Raw genomic sequence first — 17,611 nt, 5'->3', positions numbered from 1 at the left:
GGGTGTATACATACATTACCAAACATTATTCCATTTGTTCGATACTTTTGATGACTTGTAGTAGGTTGTTCTTCACTTTTAACATTTCTTTCCAAGAATCGCCGCTTTTTGCTATTAATGCCGGCACGTTGTGGATATCATAATCCGTTATGCGCAACTTTTCATTTACATCTTTCCAATCCAATGGCATTGATACGGTAGCCCCGGGTTTGGGCCTTGCACTATAAATGGAGGCCACTGTTTGGCCACGGCTATTTTGTAAGAAATCGATGTATACTTTCTTTGTTCTAGTTGCCACAGACCGGGTAATGCTAGTAGTTTTGGGAAGTTGTTCATTGGCCATTTGTGCTACGTATTTCGCAAATAGGCGCGAGGTATCGTAACTATAAGTATTGCCAATAGGAATGAAAATATGCAATCCCGTGCTGCCGGATGTTTTTACGAAAGCTTTCACCTTTAAACCATCTAATATTTCTTTAATGGCCAAGGCTGTTTCCACCACGGCGGAGAAATTTATTTTACCGGGATCGAGGTCTAGTACACAAAAGTTCGGGTTATCGAGTTTGTTAGCGGAGCTTAACCAAGGGTTCATTTCAATACAACCCAAGTTCGCCATAAACACGAGGGTAGCGGCATTATCACATACGATATAGTCGATGTTCTTTTCGGTGGAAGAAGAATAAATTTCCACGGTTTTCACAAAACTGGGCATTTGTTCTACTTCAACATCTTTTTGGTAAAACCCCGGTTGTGCAATCCCGTTTGGGAATCGATGCAACGATAATGGGCGGCCTTTTAAATGAGGAACAATATAGTCGGCCATTTGGGTGTAATAATCGATTAGCTCACCTTTGGTGATCTTTTCTTTGGGCCAGTATATTTTATCGGTATTGGTAACGGGTACATTTTTGTTACCCACCTTAATAGCGTCTTTGTTTGCTTTTTTCATGTCGACGGTCTTGGGTTTTTCAAGTACAACTTCTTTGGCTTTTTTATCATGGCGCATACCTAGGAAAATGGGTTGCCGCAATATGCCCCCACTGGTTATCTCTGCGAACTTTACTTCGCAAACCAGTTTGGGATCTAACCAAACCGTGGGACCATTCATGGGCACCTTCTCCATAAAAGGTGAAGTATCGCGTTTATACGGCTGCATCAATGTAAACACTTCCTTCAACAGCGATTCATTAAAACCGCCACCGCAATGACCAATAAAGTGTAAATCCTTTCCTTTGAATGTACCCAACAACAATGCCCCGAACTTACTTCGCGAGCCACGTGGAGATGTATAGCCCCCGATGATAGCTTCTTGTTGGTTGTGATGCTTTATTTTCAACCATTGTTGGGAGCGAATGCCTTCGCTGTAATTGCTATCGCTTTTCTTAGCGATGATACCTTCCCATTGTTTACTCACGGCTTTTTTAAAGAGTGTATTACCTTTACCGACTACGTGTTCAGAAAATGTAATAACCGGGTCGTTCATTTTCTGCACTAGATCAAGTAATAACGCTTTCCGGTCGAGCAGGGGCATATGGGTTAACGCGTGGCCATCGAGGTACAATAAATCGAATACAACATATCTGATATTTCCTTTCTGCGTTTTCTTATATTGCTGCAGGGATTGAAAGTCTGTTTTACCATTCTTTCCCATTACCACGATCTCGCCATCCAGCACCACGTTATGCGGAATTTTCTCTACACTATCGGCCACCTTTTGAAAAGCCGGGATAAACGAGATATTATTCCGGGAATATAATTTCACTTTTCCATCCTCCAAGGAAGCAATAGCCCTGTATCCATCCCATTTGCGCTCGAAGATCCATTCGTTATCGTCGAATGCTTGTGCTACTAACGTAGTTAGCATGGGCTTATAATGGGCCTTCATTTTACTTTCTGGGCGCTTGGGGCTGGGCTTTTTTTTTACAGGTTCGGCGGTAGCTTTTGTTGCTGCAGCAGCTTTCTTTGCAGGCGTTTTGGAAGTAGCTGCCTTTTTGGGTGCAGCGGCTTTCTTCACAGCTGCTTTTTTAGGCTTTCGCGCAGAGGAGCCTCGTTCCTTGTCTTTTGCTAATACGGTTTTAGGGGTGAAATCGTCGATATGGTACTCCTTTTCTGTGGCGTACTTGTCTTTATGTTTAATGAGCAGCCAAGCGTTTTTCTCGCCAGTTTTTAAGCGTACAAGGGCAAATTCACCTTTCAGCTTTTTGCCGTGCATAACAATCTTAATAGAGCCGCTTTTCCATTCGTTAATGGGCTTATGGTCTTCGTCGAGCAGTTCATAGGTGCCTTTGTCCCAGAGGTACACGTAACCGGCGCCGTAATTGCCTTCAGGAATTTCCCCTTGGAAGTCTTTATAATCATACGGATGATCTTCTACCTCCATGGCTAGTCTTTTATCGGTTGGATTCAGGGAAGGTCCTTTGGGAACGGCCCAGCTTTTTAGTACCCCGTCCATTTCTAACCGGAAATCGAAGTGGAGATGAGAAGCATCGTGCCTTTGTACAACAAATGCCAGCTTACTATTCGACGATTTGCCGCCTTTGGGTTCGGCTGTAGATTTGAAATTTCGTTTATCGTGGTATTTCTTTAAACTCATGATGCACGTTTTTTACGAGGAGTAGTGGGTTTCTTACCATTACCACCGGCAATACTGGCTTTCAATTGTTCGAACAAGTCGGTACCGGCTGTATGTACCACCCGCATGGGTTTTACACTACGTTTTTTACCGGAGGCTTTTGCCTTAATGGTTTTCATTAGTTCTGCCGTGTATTCATCCTTGTATTTGCTGATGTCGAAGCCCGAGGTATATTGTTTCACCAGTTGTGCGGCCATATCTAGTTCTTGCTTGGTAATTCGCACGCCTGCGGGTACATCTATTTCGCTTGTATTGCGTATTTCTTGGGCAAAGCGCAAGCGTTGGAGTACGAGGTATTTATCGCGGGGCATAATAAGGGCCATGTGTTCCTTGGTTCGGAATACAAAGCGACCTAGCCCGGCCTTCGCTGTTTTTTCCAATGTTTTTTGTAGTAATACGTAAGCCTTATCACCGCCTTTGGCGGGGGCAAGATAGTAGGGCGACTCGAAGTAAATGGTGTCGATATCGGCTATTTCTACGAAATTCTCTATTTGTATAAGCTTGGTTTTTTCCGGGCTGGCAGCTTCGAAGTCTTCATCCTCTAGTACTACATACTCGCCGTTATAATCATAAGCCTTTACAATGTTTTCCCAGGCTACTTCTTTGCCTGTTTTTTCATTCACCCGTTTAAAGCGGATGTGCTCGTGATCTTTGGCGTCTAGCATATCTAGGTCCAGTGAGCTTTCTTCTATGGCACTGTATAATTTCACTGGAATGTTAATAAGGCCGAAGCCGATAGTGCCTGTCCATATAGTTCTCATATGGCAAGATTTTATTGATATAACAATGATAGTTGTAGTAGAGTTGAGAAAAAAATGCCGCCCTAAGACTAGAACGGCGTAGCATTTTCTATCTAATATGCGTAAGCGATTTGGGGAAAAAGAGAAACGGTTGTGTTAACCATGACTCACTCTTTTCCCTTTAATATCGTGAATATCGTGTTCTCTATGTTGAGTCCATCGTTCCACCATTTTAAGGGCGTGTTCGATGGCTTGTGGTTCATTGCCTTCACGTGCTAGGAATTGGTTTGCAATATCGATAGCTTTCTCACGTTGGTCGGGCGTCAAACCGTTCATTTCTTTGGGAAAATTTGTTGCCGTCCATGCCATAACAAATCAATTTTTTGAGGATGAATTATTTACAACACCTTTAACAAGTATCACATATTGTACCATACTTTTTTTGATGTGGGTGGCACGCGATTTGGATTACTTCCATTACATCAAAATTTCAACTGTATGGAAAAGCCTCTTAACCCAGAAAACAGCACACAAGCCATGAATACGTTGTCACAAATCTTAAATAAACTCAGAAGTAAAGGCTATGACAATGAGCTAAAATTTAGCGACCATGGCCGATTACAATCCAGTAATGATAATTCAATTTATGATCCTAGTGATCTAACTATTATTAAAACTTATCGCTTTGAAGGCGACTCTGATCCTTCTGATTCTTCTGTGCTTTACATTATGGAAGATAAAAAAGGGAACAAAGGATACGTTATTGATGCATATGGTGCTTATACATCGCACGATGAAACGGGCTTTGATGAATTCATTCAAAAGATCCCTGTGGAAGACCGCGAAGAGCAGTTTATATTCGGTGGATTGTAATCACCGTTTGCACATCCAATACGTATAAGTTTTATTGGTGAGAACCACTAAAACAGAAACGGCTTCTACTTGTAGAGGCCGTTTTTCATTACAATCGTTGGCACGGCTATTTTTAAGTATAGATCCTATTGTATTACTTTCTTTGCCTAGCCATTCACGATTTCGCCGCCATTTGGGTGGAGAATTTGGCCTGTGAAGTAGGTGGCGTCGTCGCTGGCTAGGAATACGTAGCTGGTGGCTACTTCTGCAGGCTGCCCGGCGCGTTTCAAGGGGACGTCGGAGCCGAAGGTTTCTACTTCTTTGGGGGTGAAGGTAGCGGGTATTAGTGGGGTCCAGATGGGGCCCGGAGCTACAGCGTTTACTCGGATACCTTTATCGGCTAGTGCAGATGATAGGCTTCTTGTGAAGGATACGATAGCGCCTTTGGTAGCGGAATAATCGATTAGATGGCCGCTGCCGCGGTAGGCGGTTACAGAGGTAGTATTAATGATGGAGGCGCCTTTTTTAAGGTGAGGAATAGCAGCTTTGCAGAGATAGAATTGGGCGAAGATATTGGTGGAGAAGGTTTTTATGAGTTGATCCGTACTGATATCTTCTAGGTTTTTTTGCGGGTATTGTACCGCTGCATTGTTTACCAGGATATCCAAGCGGCCGAATTGTTGAATAGTTTTGTCGATGATCTTTTTGCAATGGGTTTCTTTGGTAATATCTCCAGCTATTAGTAGGCAAGTACCACCCAAAGCTTCAATCAGCTCCTTCGTGTGCTCGGCGTCTTCTTTTTCATTGAGATATGCGATGGTTACTTTAGCACCTTCTGCTGTAAATGCTAAGGCCACCGCCTTACCAATTCCGCTATCACCGCCAGTGATAATAGCTACCCGATCTTGCAGTTTACCCGATCCGTTTGCAATGGGATCGGATAGGGGTTGTGGTTTCATCGGGGCTTCTAAACCAGGCTGTTGCAGTTGTTTTTGTTTGGGGCGAATGGCTTTCTTGGGTTGACTTTTTTGCATGGCAAAGAATTTTAATTGTTTGATATAACAATAAAGTCTTTCTAACGCATAGAAAGACTTTATTGCTTCATCACTCGATGTTAAATGGATATGTATGCTATTCGGATACGGCTTCTTCGTTGACAGTTGTTACTGCTAAATTAGTAAGTAAGCTATCAGTGTCTTTTTCTTCCTGTAACGTACTTTCTAATATATGCGCTATCTCGGAATGGCCCATAATATTGGCTAAGGTTCTTAAACTACCATAGGAAGCGATTTCGTAGTGTTCAACTTTTTGGCATGCTATAATTAAAGCACAGTCGCGCACCATAGAATCGGTTTCGGTATCTTCAATTACCTCGTTGCCTTCAGCAATCAATCCTTCCATTGCTTCACATTTTTTAGCAACGGCTTTTCTATCGAGCATTTGAAATATTTGTTCCAGCCGGTTTACGTGCTCTCTTGTTTGATCAAGGTGATCATTAATAGCAAATTTCAATTGATCCGACGTAGCGGCCTTCATAAGTTTTGGTAATGCTTTTGTTAAAGCTTTCTCTGCCCAATAAATATCTTTCAGTTCTTCCACGAACAACGCATGGAACTTAGAATTAGGCATGTCTTCTTTTGCTTTAGACGTTTTTGCTGTTCTAGCATTGCTTCTCGCGGTTGCTTTAGTTGCCATGATTGAAAATATTTTAATATTTTAATTGTTAATGTTGCTTATTGGGGAAAGGAAATCGATCGCGCTGATCTACTACACTAGGCTCATTATCATATAAAACCCGGTCGTCGGTCTGTTTAGGATCGAAAGCTTTTTCTTCCACATCGGTGTTTTCTTCGTTGTCGGCATCATTTTGGTGGCTCTGATTCGGCGACGAATTAGGTTCCGCTTGTGGACTAGCAGGTTCGCGAGGGGTTTCCCTTGTTGGAACCTCCTGTGGGTTTGGGTTTTGCGGGTTATTTGTACCCGGAGTTGTGCCTGGCGCTTGGTGTGGCGGCGGAGTTGGCTGTGTCGGCGGTGCCGTAGCCGGTTGTTCCTTTCCAGGTTGTTGCTGGTTTTGCTGGATATAGTGATTCATAATGATGAAGTTTTTTGCTTATTAGAAATTGTTCACTACAAAAGCGCCGGTAAGTTTGATAAAAAGTGAATAGTCCGTTCAGAAGATGAAAGAAAGTTACCGGCGCGGGTATTACTACCAATTTTTGCAAGTAATTATTTGAATTGTGTAAAACAAACGTTGTTCCAACCACGTGAAGCAACGTTACCCAAGTAGCCCAAAACCACGTACCATGCAACATTTCTATCATTCATGTATAAAATTTTAACCATGATCAGTAACCAAAAAAACTATGATTTTCTTGTAGCATTAAACAACCACTGTGTAGAATTAATTACCCGCCAATACTAACTATTTGTAGCATGCATATTTCAGTACATCGAAAAATACGTATCGGCTTTTTTGTTGCATTCACAATATTGGTTGCAGCTACGATTTGTTCTTATCTCATAGAGCAGAACCTCGTAGCCAATGCTTTGCATTTGAATCACACCATTCAAGTATCCCGCAAGCTAGAGGTTATTACCAAACAGTTAAAGGATGCAGAAGCTGCTATCCGGGGGTTCGATCTCACGAAAGACAGCACCTTCTTACAACCTTCGATGGACGAGCGTATCAAGAAAATCAATAACGAATACAAACAACTACGCACCATTACCCGCGATAACCCCTCGCAACAGAAAAACCTCGATACCCTTAAAGTATTACTCGATATTAAATACCGCCAATTCAAAGCCGATCATCTGAAAGCACCCGGACAAAGTGCGAAAATATCCGTGAACGCCGGGGAAACATACATGACGCTTATCGACCGCAAAGTGAATGACATGGTACATATCGAGGAAAAGATAACAGCTGAGAAATCGCGGCTTTTTCATTTTTTCAGTTCGCTGTGGGTACCGTTTATTTTTATTGTTTCCATTCTCGCCATCTTCATAGGCGTATACTCTTATATTGTACTCACCAAAGAGTTCCGACTGCAACTTTATATCGAAGCACGTATGCGGAATTACCAACGAGAGTTGCAAGAAAACATCAACCTGCTACATAAATACAACCAGGATTTAGAACAATTCGCCTACGTGGCATCACACGATTTGCAAGAACCTTTACGTAAAATCTCCACCTTCAGCGATCGATTAATCATGAAGTATGGCGATAACCTACCTGAGGATGCCCAGCAACTCGTTAACCGTATGGTAGCAGCCGTGGCCCGTATGCGCATTTTAATCCAGGATTTGCTCGTATTTTCCCGTTCTGGCCGTATGACGCCCGATAGCATGGAACAAGTCGATTTAGGGGCCTTATTACAAGAAGTATTGTCAGATTTTGAAGTATCGGTAGAAGAGAAGGGGATTGACATTACATACACCGAGATGCCCACAATCGAGGGGAGTAAATCGGCATTACAGCAGCTTTTCCAGAACTTGATATCGAATGCCATCAAATTTGCCGATCCCAATAGGCCCTTACAGGTAAGAATTTCGGCAGAAACACTAACGGGTCAGCAAACTGGGATTGTAAAAGAAGAATTGAAGGATGAACTGTTTTGCCGTATTACTGTAGAAGATAATGGCATTGGGTTCGAACAAGCATACGCTGAACGCATTTTCCTTATTTTCCAGCGCTTGCATGGCGTAAGCGAGTACCAAGGTACAGGCATTGGCCTCGCCATTTGTAAGAAAATTATATCCGCGCACCATGGCTATATTTCAGCATACGGTTACCAAGGCAAGGGAGCCGTTTTTGTGGTGATGTTACCGTTCAAACAAACAAAAGATGAATAAGCAACTAACAGACGAAAAGCGATATATTTTAGTAGCTGATGATGATGCAGATGACCGTGACATGCTACTAGCAGCCTTCACCGAAAGCAACCTTCCACAACAGCTAATATTCGTCGAAAACGGCGAAGAGCTAATGCTATACTTACGGCGAAAGGGGAAATACCGCGACGAAATAGCCTTTCCACACCCCAAGTTGATTCTATTGGATCTTAACATGCCAAAGAAAGATGGAAGAGAAGCGTTGGAAGAAATTAGGGCCGATAAGCACCTGAAAGGATTGCCGATTATTGTGGTTACCACATCAAAAGAAGAACGTGATGTAGAACGCTGCTATGAAATTGGCGCCAACAGTTTCATCATTAAACCCGTTACTTTTTCAGCTTTGCTCGAATTTTGTAGTATCATTTCCCAATATTGGTTTAACCTGGTAGAAATGCCGCCTTTAAATGACTAGCATGAAGAAACAAGTTAAGATCTTGATGATTGATGATGATGAGGATGATTATTTCTTAGTACAAACGCTGTTGCAAGATCTCCGCGGGCAAGAATACATAGTTGACTGGGCGCCCACGTATAACAAAGCCTTAGCAATTATTGCACAAAAAGAACATGAACTGTACCTCGTCGACTATCGACTAGGCGCACATACAGGTATAGATGTATTGGAATACTTCAAAAGCATTGATTACCGGGCACCGGTGATTATGCTAACCGGCAAAGGCGATTACCTTATCGACCAAGCCGCGGCCAGCGCAGGTGCAGCCGATTACTTGGTAAAGGGCGAATTTACTGGGCTTACGTTGGAACGTGCTATTCGCTATGCAATTAATGAGTGGCACCATTTGCAGAAGATCGAGGAAAGCCAAAGGAAGTATTTCGGCATATTTGAACGCTCGCACGATATTATCATATTAGCGGATTGTGATTATCGAATAATTGATGTGAACCCCAGTGCGCTGAAACGTTTACAATACACGAAAGAGGAATTACTCGAGATGGATTTACCCCAATTATTCTATTTACCTAATGAGGGGCAATTGTTCGTGGAACATATGTGCGAAGGAGATAACAACCTAAACCAAAAAGCGTACAGTTTCACCACTTCCCACCAGCAAAAACTAGATGTGTTATTGAATGCGTCGTTATTGGATGAAAAGAACCACGTGTATTTATTAGTAGCAGAAGATGTAACCGATAAAAACCGTAAAGACCAAGAACGTCGCCAGCAGGATAAGTTTGCTGTAACTGGGCGCATAGCCCGCATTATTGCTCACGAGGTGCGCAACCCGTTAACAAATATACTGTTAGCTGTGAGCCAATTCCGCCAAGATCCGCCACCTGATGAAGATGAAGCAGATGCATACCTAGGTATCGTGGAACGGAACTGTGAACGAATAAACCAATTGATAACCGAGTTATTGCAAACAACCCGTTTACCGGAGTTAGATATGCAGGCCCATCCGATCAATAACCTATTACAAAATGCACTTGAACAAGCTGCCGACCGTTTACAATTGGCCGGTATTAAAGTAGAAACAAGTTTTTTACCACATAACGCCGTTGTTGAAGCTGATAAAGACAAGATCTTAATTGCATTTCTTAATCTTATTATCAACGCTATTGAGGCAATGGAAGGGCAAAATGGCTTGCTACGTATAGAAATGGATGAAACGAGTAAATACATCAACATTCATATCATCGATAATGGCTGTGGCATATCCGAAGAAGGCCGGGCACGCCTATTTGACCCCTTCTTTACGTCGAAGAAAAAAGGAAATGGGCTTGGTTTAACCTCTACACAAACGATTATTTTAAGCCACAAGGGCAATATATTCGTGGAAAGCGAAGTTGGAACAGGTAGTACCTTCACCATCATTTTACCGAAGCTCTATTAGTCCCAGAATTCGTCGGGATCGATAGGATACATTCTTGGGGGCAGTTCTGCCCCTTTTTCGTCGTAGTACTTCATGACTTTACGTGCCCAATGGCCGTTTTCATCCCATCTTTCAAAAATAAAAGTGACTTGTCGTTCTTGCTCATCCAGCAGGAAACGTTGCCGGCTGGTAAGTTTCGTAGGGGTACCCGCAGGATTACAAAGCCAAGATTCCTCGTATACGAGGTTCCCTTTAAGGGTATAGTACTGGTCGCGTAACTGTAGTTTTTGCACATGTTTCTTGTCCATCTTGAATGTTTGCACGCGGATGGGCAGTAATTGTCGTGATAATGTTTTAACGACTAATTCGTGTGCTTCTGTATTAATAAGCGAGTCGATCCGGAAGGAGTGGAGTAGTTGGGACTGTTCCAACTGGCAATTAAAAGCCGCGGCTCGAATGAGGTATACTTTGTGTTTCAGCGAGCGGATATAGCTTTTTGACACCACGGTATCGCCTTCAAAACTGGTGGCGTATTGAGCTTGTGTTGACAAAGAACACAATATGATGAATAGAACGAATAGGGAGCGCATAGGATTAATTTGCATCTAGCTTACACATGCAATCATTTATAATATGAAGATAGTAAAAACTATTTGAAAATAGCAGCGATGAATGAATAGGGGGATTTGTTGGTGGAGAAGAAGGCTTTTTTGTAGTTGATCTTTAACTTATCGAGTACACGTAATTGATTGAATCCTGTAGCGTAGAAATATTTAGCGCTCCTTTGGGTTTTAAAAAGCCAAGGTTCTTTGTGGAAGTCGAAGTTTTTATAATCGTTGTAGTGATGGAAAAGTGTATCCACTTGTGCCAACTGATCGGCAGCGGGTTGCTGTGCATAGCTGTTTAATACAGCAAACTCCATATAGCGGGCACTTCCTTCTACCTTCTCGAAATAATCTTCATACATAGCAATATCGTATTCGTAGGTGCGTTGGAATTCCTCCCTTCGTTGTTCACGTGTAATCCTAAATGCCAGGAGGCATTTCTCTACCGAGTCGCGCGTGGAAACTTGTAAGGCTTTTAGTAGAAGTGCGTTTTCTTTATCAATGCTTTGTTTAAACCAATCTACATCTGTATAAAAGGCATGAATACTGTCGGCCGTCATAGTATTAGCCATCTCTTCTCGTACGAAATCGCGGATGTTTTTATGTTGGAATTGGAAGCCGTGGAAATATTCGTGGGCTACCATAGCGGCCCAGTCTTCGGTACTTTTAGTAGTGGGTATAAAATGTTGTGTAACTTCCACACTACTGCAATACATAACAGGCGTTAGGTAATTTAACGCGCAAGAATCGAGAAAATCTATCCCCATTTCCATGTGGAATTCGTGGGCGAAATGTGGAGCAGGGAAGGCATATAGTGATAGATGTTCACAAGCTACGCGTTTGGCATTTACTTTCTTCACGAGTGAATCGGGTGCGTACGCGAGATACGCGATGGAATCTTCTATGTAAACGAGCGGAACTTTAGGCGCTTGGGCGAGTTCTGGCCAATGCTGGGTGGCTACTTGTTGGTAAATGCTTTCAACAAGGTGGATGCGTTCGCACGGAAGGTGTTGCTGCGGTGGGGTTTTACACGCATACAGCATCATAATAAAACAAAGAAACGTCAACAACTTTTGCATCAGTGGAATAAATAGGGATTAAAGATAAACATCTTTTTCCACGAAATACTGTACACTTATCAAACAAAAACGCTTTTTACCTAGTGATTATGATGTTATTAGAACATCTTTAAACAACCTAGTAAAAAGCGTTATTATGATCGAAATGTATCGCGCTACACGGTTCTACCGCCACTACGAATTACATTTAATAAGATGGCTATTAGGGCAATTACTAACAATGCATGGATTAATGCACCTGCAGAATATACAAAAAACCCTAAGGCCCATCCAATAATCAAGATCACTGCTAGAATATAAAGTAAGCTACTCATAAAATATGGTTTTTGTTACAAATAGTAATGTCAATATCATGCCAATTTTTATTTGATATAACAATTATTACTGTAGAATTTTTGCTACTAAAAGCAACAGTTCATTCTCACCTCATTCATTTACAAATGCTTACCCATAGCAAGTTAGGCGTCAATGGCAAAGTTTTTGGCTAATAGTTTATATTCATTCATCAAAAAATAAAAACCATGGAAAATCATTCAAAAACCGTTTCAATTATTGAAGATTTAGTGAAGATTAATAATGATAGAATTGAAGGGTATAAAAAAGCAATGGCATTGAATAACGAAACCGATTTAGCGGCATTGTTTCAGCAATTGGTTGAAGAAAGCAAGATGTTTAATGTTGAGTTGAATAAAGAACTCCGCGAATTAGGAGAACCTAGAGAACGCGATACAACTTTCGCTGGAAAAATATACCGTACTTGGATGGATGTGAAAAATACCCTCTTCGCAAATGCAAGTCGCAAAAGTATTTTAAAAGATTGCGAATACGGTGAAGATGCTGCTAAGAAAGCATATATAAGCGCGCTAGAACATGCCGAAGAATTACCTGGCAATGTAGTGAATCTTATCACGCAACAACAGCAAAAACAATTAGCTTCTCATGATCAAGTTCGTCATCTACGTGATCTTGAAATTGTGAATAAATAATCATACTTGCTCTTTCTCTTATTAAAAAAGTCTCTACAATTATGTAGAGACTTTTTTAGTGATGGGGTATGTTCATGCAAAATAAGGGTGAGAAAAAAGCTGTCTCTACAATGTAGAGACAGCTCGCTCGGCAAGCATTTAGGTCTTATTTATGTTTTTCTATTTATGCTTATACTGATATTTTATTATCAACATAACACGCATTATACTCTGCACAAAAAAACCTAAACTTCGCCAATTAACTAAAACAACAGCTATGATAAAAAGTATATACTTAATTAATTAACCAAGGTCTTGAATGATTTTTTCTACCTCTTCTTTTGTTTTACCTAGTTTCTGTTGTAAACGACCATACAATTCATCCTCTTTGCCTTCTGCGTACAATAGATCGTTATCGGTTAGATCAGCATATTTCTGTTTCAACTTACCGCTGATTTCATTCCATTTGCCTTTTAAGAAATCTGTATTCATGATCTGTACTTTTTTGGTTCGAAAAAGGTAGTCCAATTACCGTACCACCGTGCCAAACTCCCTGTTTCTAGGCTTTTGCGCAGAATCATTGTGTAAGAATGTGTAAAAACGCTCCGCAGAATGTGTATGTTATTCCACAAAAAAGCCGTTTGAAATTGTGAAAAGCCCCTAAAATGAAATAGGCAAGTAAATTGATATATTTAGGATATACACATCCACCTATGTGAGAAGGAAATTAATTTAGAAAATGCCCTTAGGGTTATTACGCAATTAACCGACTGAGTGATGGGAACATTTATATTAATAATAGATGACGAACCGGATATTTGCAAACTATTACAGCTTAGTTTAGCAAAACAGGGATACCAAGTAAAGTATGTCCACGGTTTAAAAGAAGGCCTGAAATGCCTAGAAGCAAGGCCGCCGGATATTTTATTTTTGGATATTCATTTGCCCGATGGTTCGGGGCTAGAAGCGCTACCGCGAATACGCAAGCAACATGATTCGCTGGTAATTATTACGATCAGCGCCTATGATAGTGGACACGAAAAGCAAGAGGCATTAAGTAATGGCGCCAGCTATTTCTTGCCAAAGCCATTCAATGTGAATAAGTTACGCGATCTTTTACAGGGCTTGCACAGCTAAGCAGGAAATTTTTTGTAAATTGAGTAACCAGCGTAAACATATAACAGTGCGAGTAGTCCGCATTTACCCTAGCCTAGCAATGATATTCTAATTAAGAGAAAATTTGTTTTTTTTATATTGATGCGTTACCCACTAAACTAACACCATATTTATTTTATGAAAAGTATTTTGATCGTTGATGATGAGATTAATATTTGCACGCTACTCTCAAAATTTTTAACCAAAAATGGGTTTAAGGTTGACAGTACGATGCAAGGCAATACGGCGCTCAAGATGTTGGCTGAAAAGCATTACGATCTTGTAATCTGTGACTATCGATTAAAAGACACAGATGGTGCGCAATTATTAACGAGTATTAGGGAAATTCGACCGCAAACAGTGGTAATCATCATAACGGGGTATAGTGATGTTAGAACAGCCGTTGATATGGTGAAAAATGGCGCGTTCGATTATATTTCGAAACCTTTGTATCCCGATGAAATCCTAGCCCTCGTTAATAAAGCGCTTTCTTCGCCAACACCGGTTGTTATGGCAACACAGGAGGCCCATGCAGATACTACGCAAGAAACCCGCGCACATTCGCATAGCAACGAAGTGCATCAACAATACCAAGAAGAAAACGAACATTATGTATTCGGTGAAAGCGAGGCCGCAAAAGAACATTACCGCCAAATTACCCTTGTAGCACCCACGGATTATACCGTGGTAATTTACGGGGAAACAGGTACAGGTAAAGAGTCGGCCGCACATCTTATTCATGCCCATAGTAAACGTAAACATGAACCATTTATCGCGCTGGATTGTGGGTCTTTATCGAAAGAATTGGCAGCCAGCGAGTTGTTCGGGCACGAAAAAGGCGCCTTCACCGGTGCTATCGGTACGAAGATCGGTGCATTTGAACAGGCACATGGCGGCACATTGTTCTTAGATGAGATCGCGAATTTATCGTACGATATACAAGTGGCTTTGCTGCGGGTGATCCAGGAGAAACAAATTCGTCGTGTAGGTAGTATGAAGGAAATAGCTGTTGATGTACGCTTGATTGTGGCCTCGAATGAAAAGCTACAAGAATCTGTGCAGAAAGGGAAGTTTAGAGAAGACTTGTTCCACCGGTTCAACGAATTCACTATTTATATTCCGCCACTCCGCGAACGCACGGAAGATCTACCATTAATGGTAGCCAGCTTTCTCAAACAAACGGCAAAAGAACTCAATAAGCCCATTCCAAAGCTATCATCGCAAGTACTCGATTGTATTTTGCAATATGATTGGCCGGGGAATATCCGTGAATTGAAGAATGTAATTCGCCGGGCATGCTTATTAACGCCAGAAGGGCTTGAAATTGGCATGTCGGTATTACCATTAGAAATGAAAGAAACCCCGTTAGAGAGCTTTGCGGCGCCTAGCCAAACAGCTTTAATGGAAGAGGCTTTGGATATTGATATGCAGCCGAACGATTTAAAAGCGGTGGCATTGAAAGCAGAGTATGTGAAGATAATGAACGTATTGAAAGCGGTGAAGTACAATAAAACCAAAGCCGCACAAATGCTTAATATCGATCGAAAAACCCTCTATAATAAGTTACGTTTATTGAATATCAGTTATTAACTTTTTCGCCTAAAATTTCTTTTTTCCACCGGCCTTTTATTACGAAAGGCCGGGATTTTATTCAATTCATATTACCATGGCAAAAAAGAGAACCCGCTCCAAAACCCGCAAAGCACATTCCTCCTCCTTTTTCGAGCAATTTTCTAGTAAAGTCATTGCTGCTACAGGTAGTTCGTGGGCTTTTATGATTGCACTCGGACTAATTATTATTTGGGGAATATCAGGACCTATATTCGGTTACAGTGATACCTGGCAACTTGTAATTAATACAAGTACCACCATTATTACTTTCCTGATGGTGTTCCTTATTCAAAAAGCTCAGAATAAAGACTCCAAATCCATACAGCTAAAACTAAACGAATTAATCGCAGCTTCACTCGAAGCCAGCAACCGTTTAATCGATGTGGAAGACCTTACAGAAGAAGAACTTGATACTTTACACAAGTATTATAGCAAGTTGGCGGATGAAATCAAGAAAAAGATTGAGATAAAAGAATCCCATTCCATTGATGAAGCAATGGAAAGAGTGCGCAAAAAAATGGAACCTAAGTCTTAATCCAGTTCCGATAATAAGCTTGATAAATCCAAGCGGCGAGTATACATATTCAAACTTCCGTCTTCGTTATGGGGCCATTGCTCTTTCGGGCGATCCCAATACAATTCTACACCGTTTCCATCGGGGTCGTTTAAATACAATGCTTCTGATACACCATGATCGGCAAAGCCAGTGAAAGGATACTTGGCATCGTCTAAACGTTTGAAGATGGTGGCGAGGTCTTTTCGAGTGGGATATAAGATTGCAGTATGGTATAACCCTGGATAATTCTCCGGCGCAGGTGGCTGGCCTTTGCTATGCCAAGTATTTAACCCAATATGATGGTGGTATCCACCAGCAGAAATAAATGCAGCTTGATCACCATACATGGTGGTTACTTCAAATCCCAATAAGCCTACATAAAAGTCGAGCGATTTTTGCAGGTTCGAGACTTTCAAATGCACATGCCCGATGCGCGTTTGTGGAGGTAAGGTATATTCCATACTGCAATATAAAGGATAAATGTTATTTAGATGTTACAACACCAAAAGCGGGGATATGATACCTACCGAGATTCTAAAATCGTTGTGATCCGACTGTTGTAAGGTTGTTTTCGCATAATCGGAATATTTATATGACCTGCCAATGAAGTTGCCAAATACTTTGAGGTTATAGTTTTTGAAAGGGTATACTTCAATGCCTGGGATATAGCCCCATGCTGTACGTAATTTTTCTGGTGCTGTTGGATCCGGATTATCGCGCCAATAAGCATAGTCTACCATGCCAACGAAGAAGAGGTTTACTTTTTTAGTAATAGGCACATCTGCGCGTACCCAATGACTCATATACTTCGTTTTTTGGGCTGCTGCTATGCCTATTTGCTTTGTCCAATCGCTTACCAGCATTTTTCTATCCAATTGTTCCCAACTAAGCTTAAAATCATATTGCAAATTGAATTTCTTCAGACTTACCTGGTTACCGAGCGCTATGTAGTTCATGTATTCGCTATGCGCTTCTTTGAAGATACTGTAGCTCCAGATGGTGGTGATTTTACCATCTAAGAAATTACCTCTCCAGTTTGCTACAGCAGCATAGGGAAATTTCGCTTCGCGGATACCGGGTACAGCGGCGGAATCGTATAACTCGTTAAAAGTAGCCGTACGACTGTTCAGCAATTGAACTGTAAATTCTTGCTTGCTTTTCGTTACGTACCCTAATCCTACACCGGAAAGAAAGTTATCGGCATATTCAACGATATCCGAATACTCATATATTTCAATTGGGTTTGCATCAAACTCGAAACCGCCCCAATCTGCACACAACTTACCTGCATAGATTTTCCAATGTTCATTGGGGTCGAAGCGCACATAGGCTAAGTCGGTAGAGCGACTGATATTGTCTTGTGATTGCGTAGCTGGATCGCGTGTATAGCGATCGCGGAATCGGAAATAGAGTTTATCAAGAATCTTACCTCGAATTTCGAAACGGAATTGTTCCATTGCGAATCGTGAATGTTCATATTCGCCATCGGGAAATTCGTTTCTAAAGGCGAAACGCATATTCATAATAACGTCTACATTCGAGAGTAATTGTTGTTTTGTAATGGGGATGATGGGCGTTGTGTTTAACGTATCGATTTGACGTTGTGCATACACATTTGTTCCCAAGAACATCACGATAAAGGCGATGAGTAATCTTTTCATAAACAATCGAGGTTGTGGTTGAT

The 17,611-nt window shown here is 41.4% G+C and carries 20 protein-coding genes; 8 read left to right on the top strand and 12 right to left on the bottom strand.

Translation table 11 applies throughout. The features are described from left to right. Nucleotides 1–25: 25 nt before the first annotated feature. From ligD to LX64_RS18930, 3 genes are all read right to left on the bottom strand, one after another. The gene (gene ligD, locus LX64_RS18940) at nt 26–2,593 is read right to left on the bottom strand and encodes a DNA ligase D (protein WP_111599269.1); all 2,568 of its coding nucleotides are present in this window, start codon (nt 2,591–2,593) and stop codon (nt 26–28) included. Further along, nucleotides 2,590–3,393 (bottom strand): non-homologous end joining protein Ku, encoded by an 804-nt coding sequence (gene ku / locus LX64_RS18935; protein WP_111599268.1) that lies wholly within the window; start codon nt 3,391–3,393, stop codon nt 2,590–2,592. Before ku ends, ligD begins: the two co-directional genes overlap by 4 nt. A gap of 135 nt (nt 3,394–3,528) precedes the next feature. Further along, a complete protein-coding gene (locus LX64_RS18930) occupies nt 3,529–3,741 on the bottom strand; it encodes a DUF2188 domain-containing protein (RefSeq protein WP_111599267.1) in 213 nt (70 codons plus the stop codon). A 129-nt stretch (nt 3,742–3,870) separates the two neighbouring features. Between LX64_RS18930 and LX64_RS18925 the strand changes: the two genes are divergently transcribed. Beyond that, the gene (locus tag LX64_RS18925) at nt 3,871–4,245 is read left to right on the top strand and encodes a hypothetical protein (protein WP_111599266.1); all 375 of its coding nucleotides are present in this window, start codon (nt 3,871–3,873) and stop codon (nt 4,243–4,245) included. Between the two features lie 146 nt (nt 4,246–4,391). Here LX64_RS18925 and LX64_RS18920 read toward each other — a convergent pair whose 3' ends face one another. The 3 genes from LX64_RS18920 to LX64_RS18910 all read right to left on the bottom strand — a co-directional run bounded on the left by LX64_RS18920 (nt 4,392) and on the right by LX64_RS18910 (nt 6,316). Then, nucleotides 4,392–5,258 carry an SDR family oxidoreductase gene (locus LX64_RS18920; RefSeq protein ID WP_111599265.1) on the bottom strand — a complete coding sequence of 289 codons (867 nt, stop codon included), beginning with the start codon at nt 5,256–5,258 and terminating at the stop codon, nt 4,392–4,394. Nucleotides 5,259–5,355: 97 nt separating this feature from the next. After that, nucleotides 5,356–5,919 carry a YciE/YciF ferroxidase family protein gene (locus LX64_RS18915; RefSeq protein WP_111599264.1) on the bottom strand — a complete coding sequence of 188 codons (564 nt, stop codon included), beginning with the start codon at nt 5,917–5,919 and terminating at the stop codon, nt 5,356–5,358. 28 nt (nt 5,920–5,947) lie between these two features. Next, nucleotides 5,948–6,316, bottom strand: coding sequence for a superantigen-like protein SSL4 (locus LX64_RS18910; RefSeq protein ID WP_111599263.1), 369 nt, complete (start codon nt 6,314–6,316; stop codon nt 5,948–5,950). A 341-nt stretch (nt 6,317–6,657) separates the two neighbouring features. Between LX64_RS18910 and LX64_RS18905 the strand changes: the two genes are divergently transcribed. From LX64_RS18905 to LX64_RS18895, 3 genes are read left to right on the top strand one after another with little or no spacing between them, the layout of a single operon-like run. Continuing rightward, nucleotides 6,658–8,082: a sensor histidine kinase gene (locus LX64_RS18905; RefSeq protein WP_111599262.1), complete on the top strand. Its 1,425-nt coding sequence runs from the start codon at nt 6,658–6,660 to the stop codon at nt 8,080–8,082. Beyond that, nucleotides 8,075–8,536 (top strand): response regulator, encoded by a 462-nt coding sequence (locus LX64_RS18900; protein ID WP_111599261.1) that lies wholly within the window; start codon nt 8,075–8,077, stop codon nt 8,534–8,536. The genes LX64_RS18905 and LX64_RS18900 overlap by 8 nt, the downstream gene beginning before the upstream one ends. A gap of 1 nt (nt 8,537) precedes the next feature. Continuing rightward, nucleotides 8,538–9,977: an ATP-binding response regulator gene (locus tag LX64_RS18895; protein WP_158538678.1), complete on the top strand. Its 1,440-nt coding sequence runs from the start codon at nt 8,538–8,540 to the stop codon at nt 9,975–9,977. Here the strand turns inward: LX64_RS18895 and LX64_RS18890 are convergent. The 3 genes from LX64_RS18890 to LX64_RS18880 all read right to left on the bottom strand — a co-directional run bounded on the left by LX64_RS18890 (nt 9,974) and on the right by LX64_RS18880 (nt 11,954). Continuing rightward, nucleotides 9,974–10,507, bottom strand: coding sequence for a hypothetical protein (locus LX64_RS18890; RefSeq protein ID WP_148707385.1), 534 nt, complete (start codon nt 10,505–10,507; stop codon nt 9,974–9,976). The genes LX64_RS18895 and LX64_RS18890 overlap by 4 nt on opposite strands. Before the next feature lie 98 nt (nt 10,508–10,605). After that, nucleotides 10,606–11,607 (bottom strand): hypothetical protein, encoded by a 1,002-nt coding sequence (locus tag LX64_RS18885; protein WP_111599258.1) that lies wholly within the window; start codon nt 11,605–11,607, stop codon nt 10,606–10,608. A 188-nt stretch (nt 11,608–11,795) separates the two neighbouring features. Further along, a complete protein-coding gene (locus tag LX64_RS18880) occupies nt 11,796–11,954 on the bottom strand; it encodes a lmo0937 family membrane protein (protein ID WP_111599257.1) in 159 nt (52 codons plus the stop codon). Nucleotides 11,955–12,161: 207 nt separating this feature from the next. Between LX64_RS18880 and LX64_RS18875 the strand changes: the two genes are divergently transcribed. Beyond that, nucleotides 12,162–12,626, top strand: coding sequence for a PA2169 family four-helix-bundle protein (locus LX64_RS18875; protein ID WP_111599256.1), 465 nt, complete (start codon nt 12,162–12,164; stop codon nt 12,624–12,626). 282 nt (nt 12,627–12,908) lie between these two features. Here LX64_RS18875 and LX64_RS18870 read toward each other — a convergent pair whose 3' ends face one another. Then, nucleotides 12,909–13,097 carry a CsbD family protein gene (locus LX64_RS18870; RefSeq protein ID WP_111599255.1) on the bottom strand — a complete coding sequence of 63 codons (189 nt, stop codon included), beginning with the start codon at nt 13,095–13,097 and terminating at the stop codon, nt 12,909–12,911. Between the two features lie 285 nt (nt 13,098–13,382). On the opposite strand from LX64_RS18870, the gene LX64_RS18865 reads away from it, so the two are divergent. From LX64_RS18865 to LX64_RS18855, 3 genes are all read left to right on the top strand, one after another. Then, the gene (locus tag LX64_RS18865; protein ID WP_111599254.1) at nt 13,383–13,742 is read left to right on the top strand and encodes a response regulator; all 360 of its coding nucleotides are present in this window, start codon (nt 13,383–13,385) and stop codon (nt 13,740–13,742) included. 156 nt (nt 13,743–13,898) lie between these two features. Further along, on the top strand, nt 13,899–15,350 hold the full coding sequence (locus LX64_RS18860; protein WP_111599253.1) for a sigma-54-dependent transcriptional regulator: 1,452 nt from the start codon (nt 13,899–13,901) through the stop codon (nt 15,348–15,350). 76 nt (nt 15,351–15,426) lie between these two features. Further along, complete coding sequence (locus LX64_RS18855) at nt 15,427–15,906, top strand: low affinity iron permease family protein (protein WP_111599252.1); 480 nt, start codon at nt 15,427–15,429, stop codon at nt 15,904–15,906. On the opposite strand, the gene LX64_RS18850 is transcribed toward LX64_RS18855, so the two are convergent. Together LX64_RS18850 and LX64_RS18845 are read right to left on the bottom strand one after the other, a co-directional pair. After that, a complete protein-coding gene (locus LX64_RS18850; protein WP_111599251.1) occupies nt 15,903–16,388 on the bottom strand; it encodes a VOC family protein in 486 nt (161 codons plus the stop codon). The genes LX64_RS18855 and LX64_RS18850 overlap by 4 nt on opposite strands. Before the next feature lie 33 nt (nt 16,389–16,421). Beyond that, the gene (locus LX64_RS18845) at nt 16,422–17,588 is read right to left on the bottom strand and encodes a porin (protein ID WP_111599250.1); all 1,167 of its coding nucleotides are present in this window, start codon (nt 17,586–17,588) and stop codon (nt 16,422–16,424) included. Between the last annotated feature and the right edge of the window lie 23 nt (nt 17,589–17,611).

Origin of the sequence: Chitinophaga skermanii (genome assembly GCF_003259335.1) — a bacterium.
In the GTDB taxonomy this organism is placed as follows: Bacteria; Bacteroidota; Bacteroidia; order Chitinophagales; family Chitinophagaceae; genus Chitinophaga; species Chitinophaga skermanii.
This window is presented reverse-complemented; position numbering and strand designations above follow the sequence as displayed.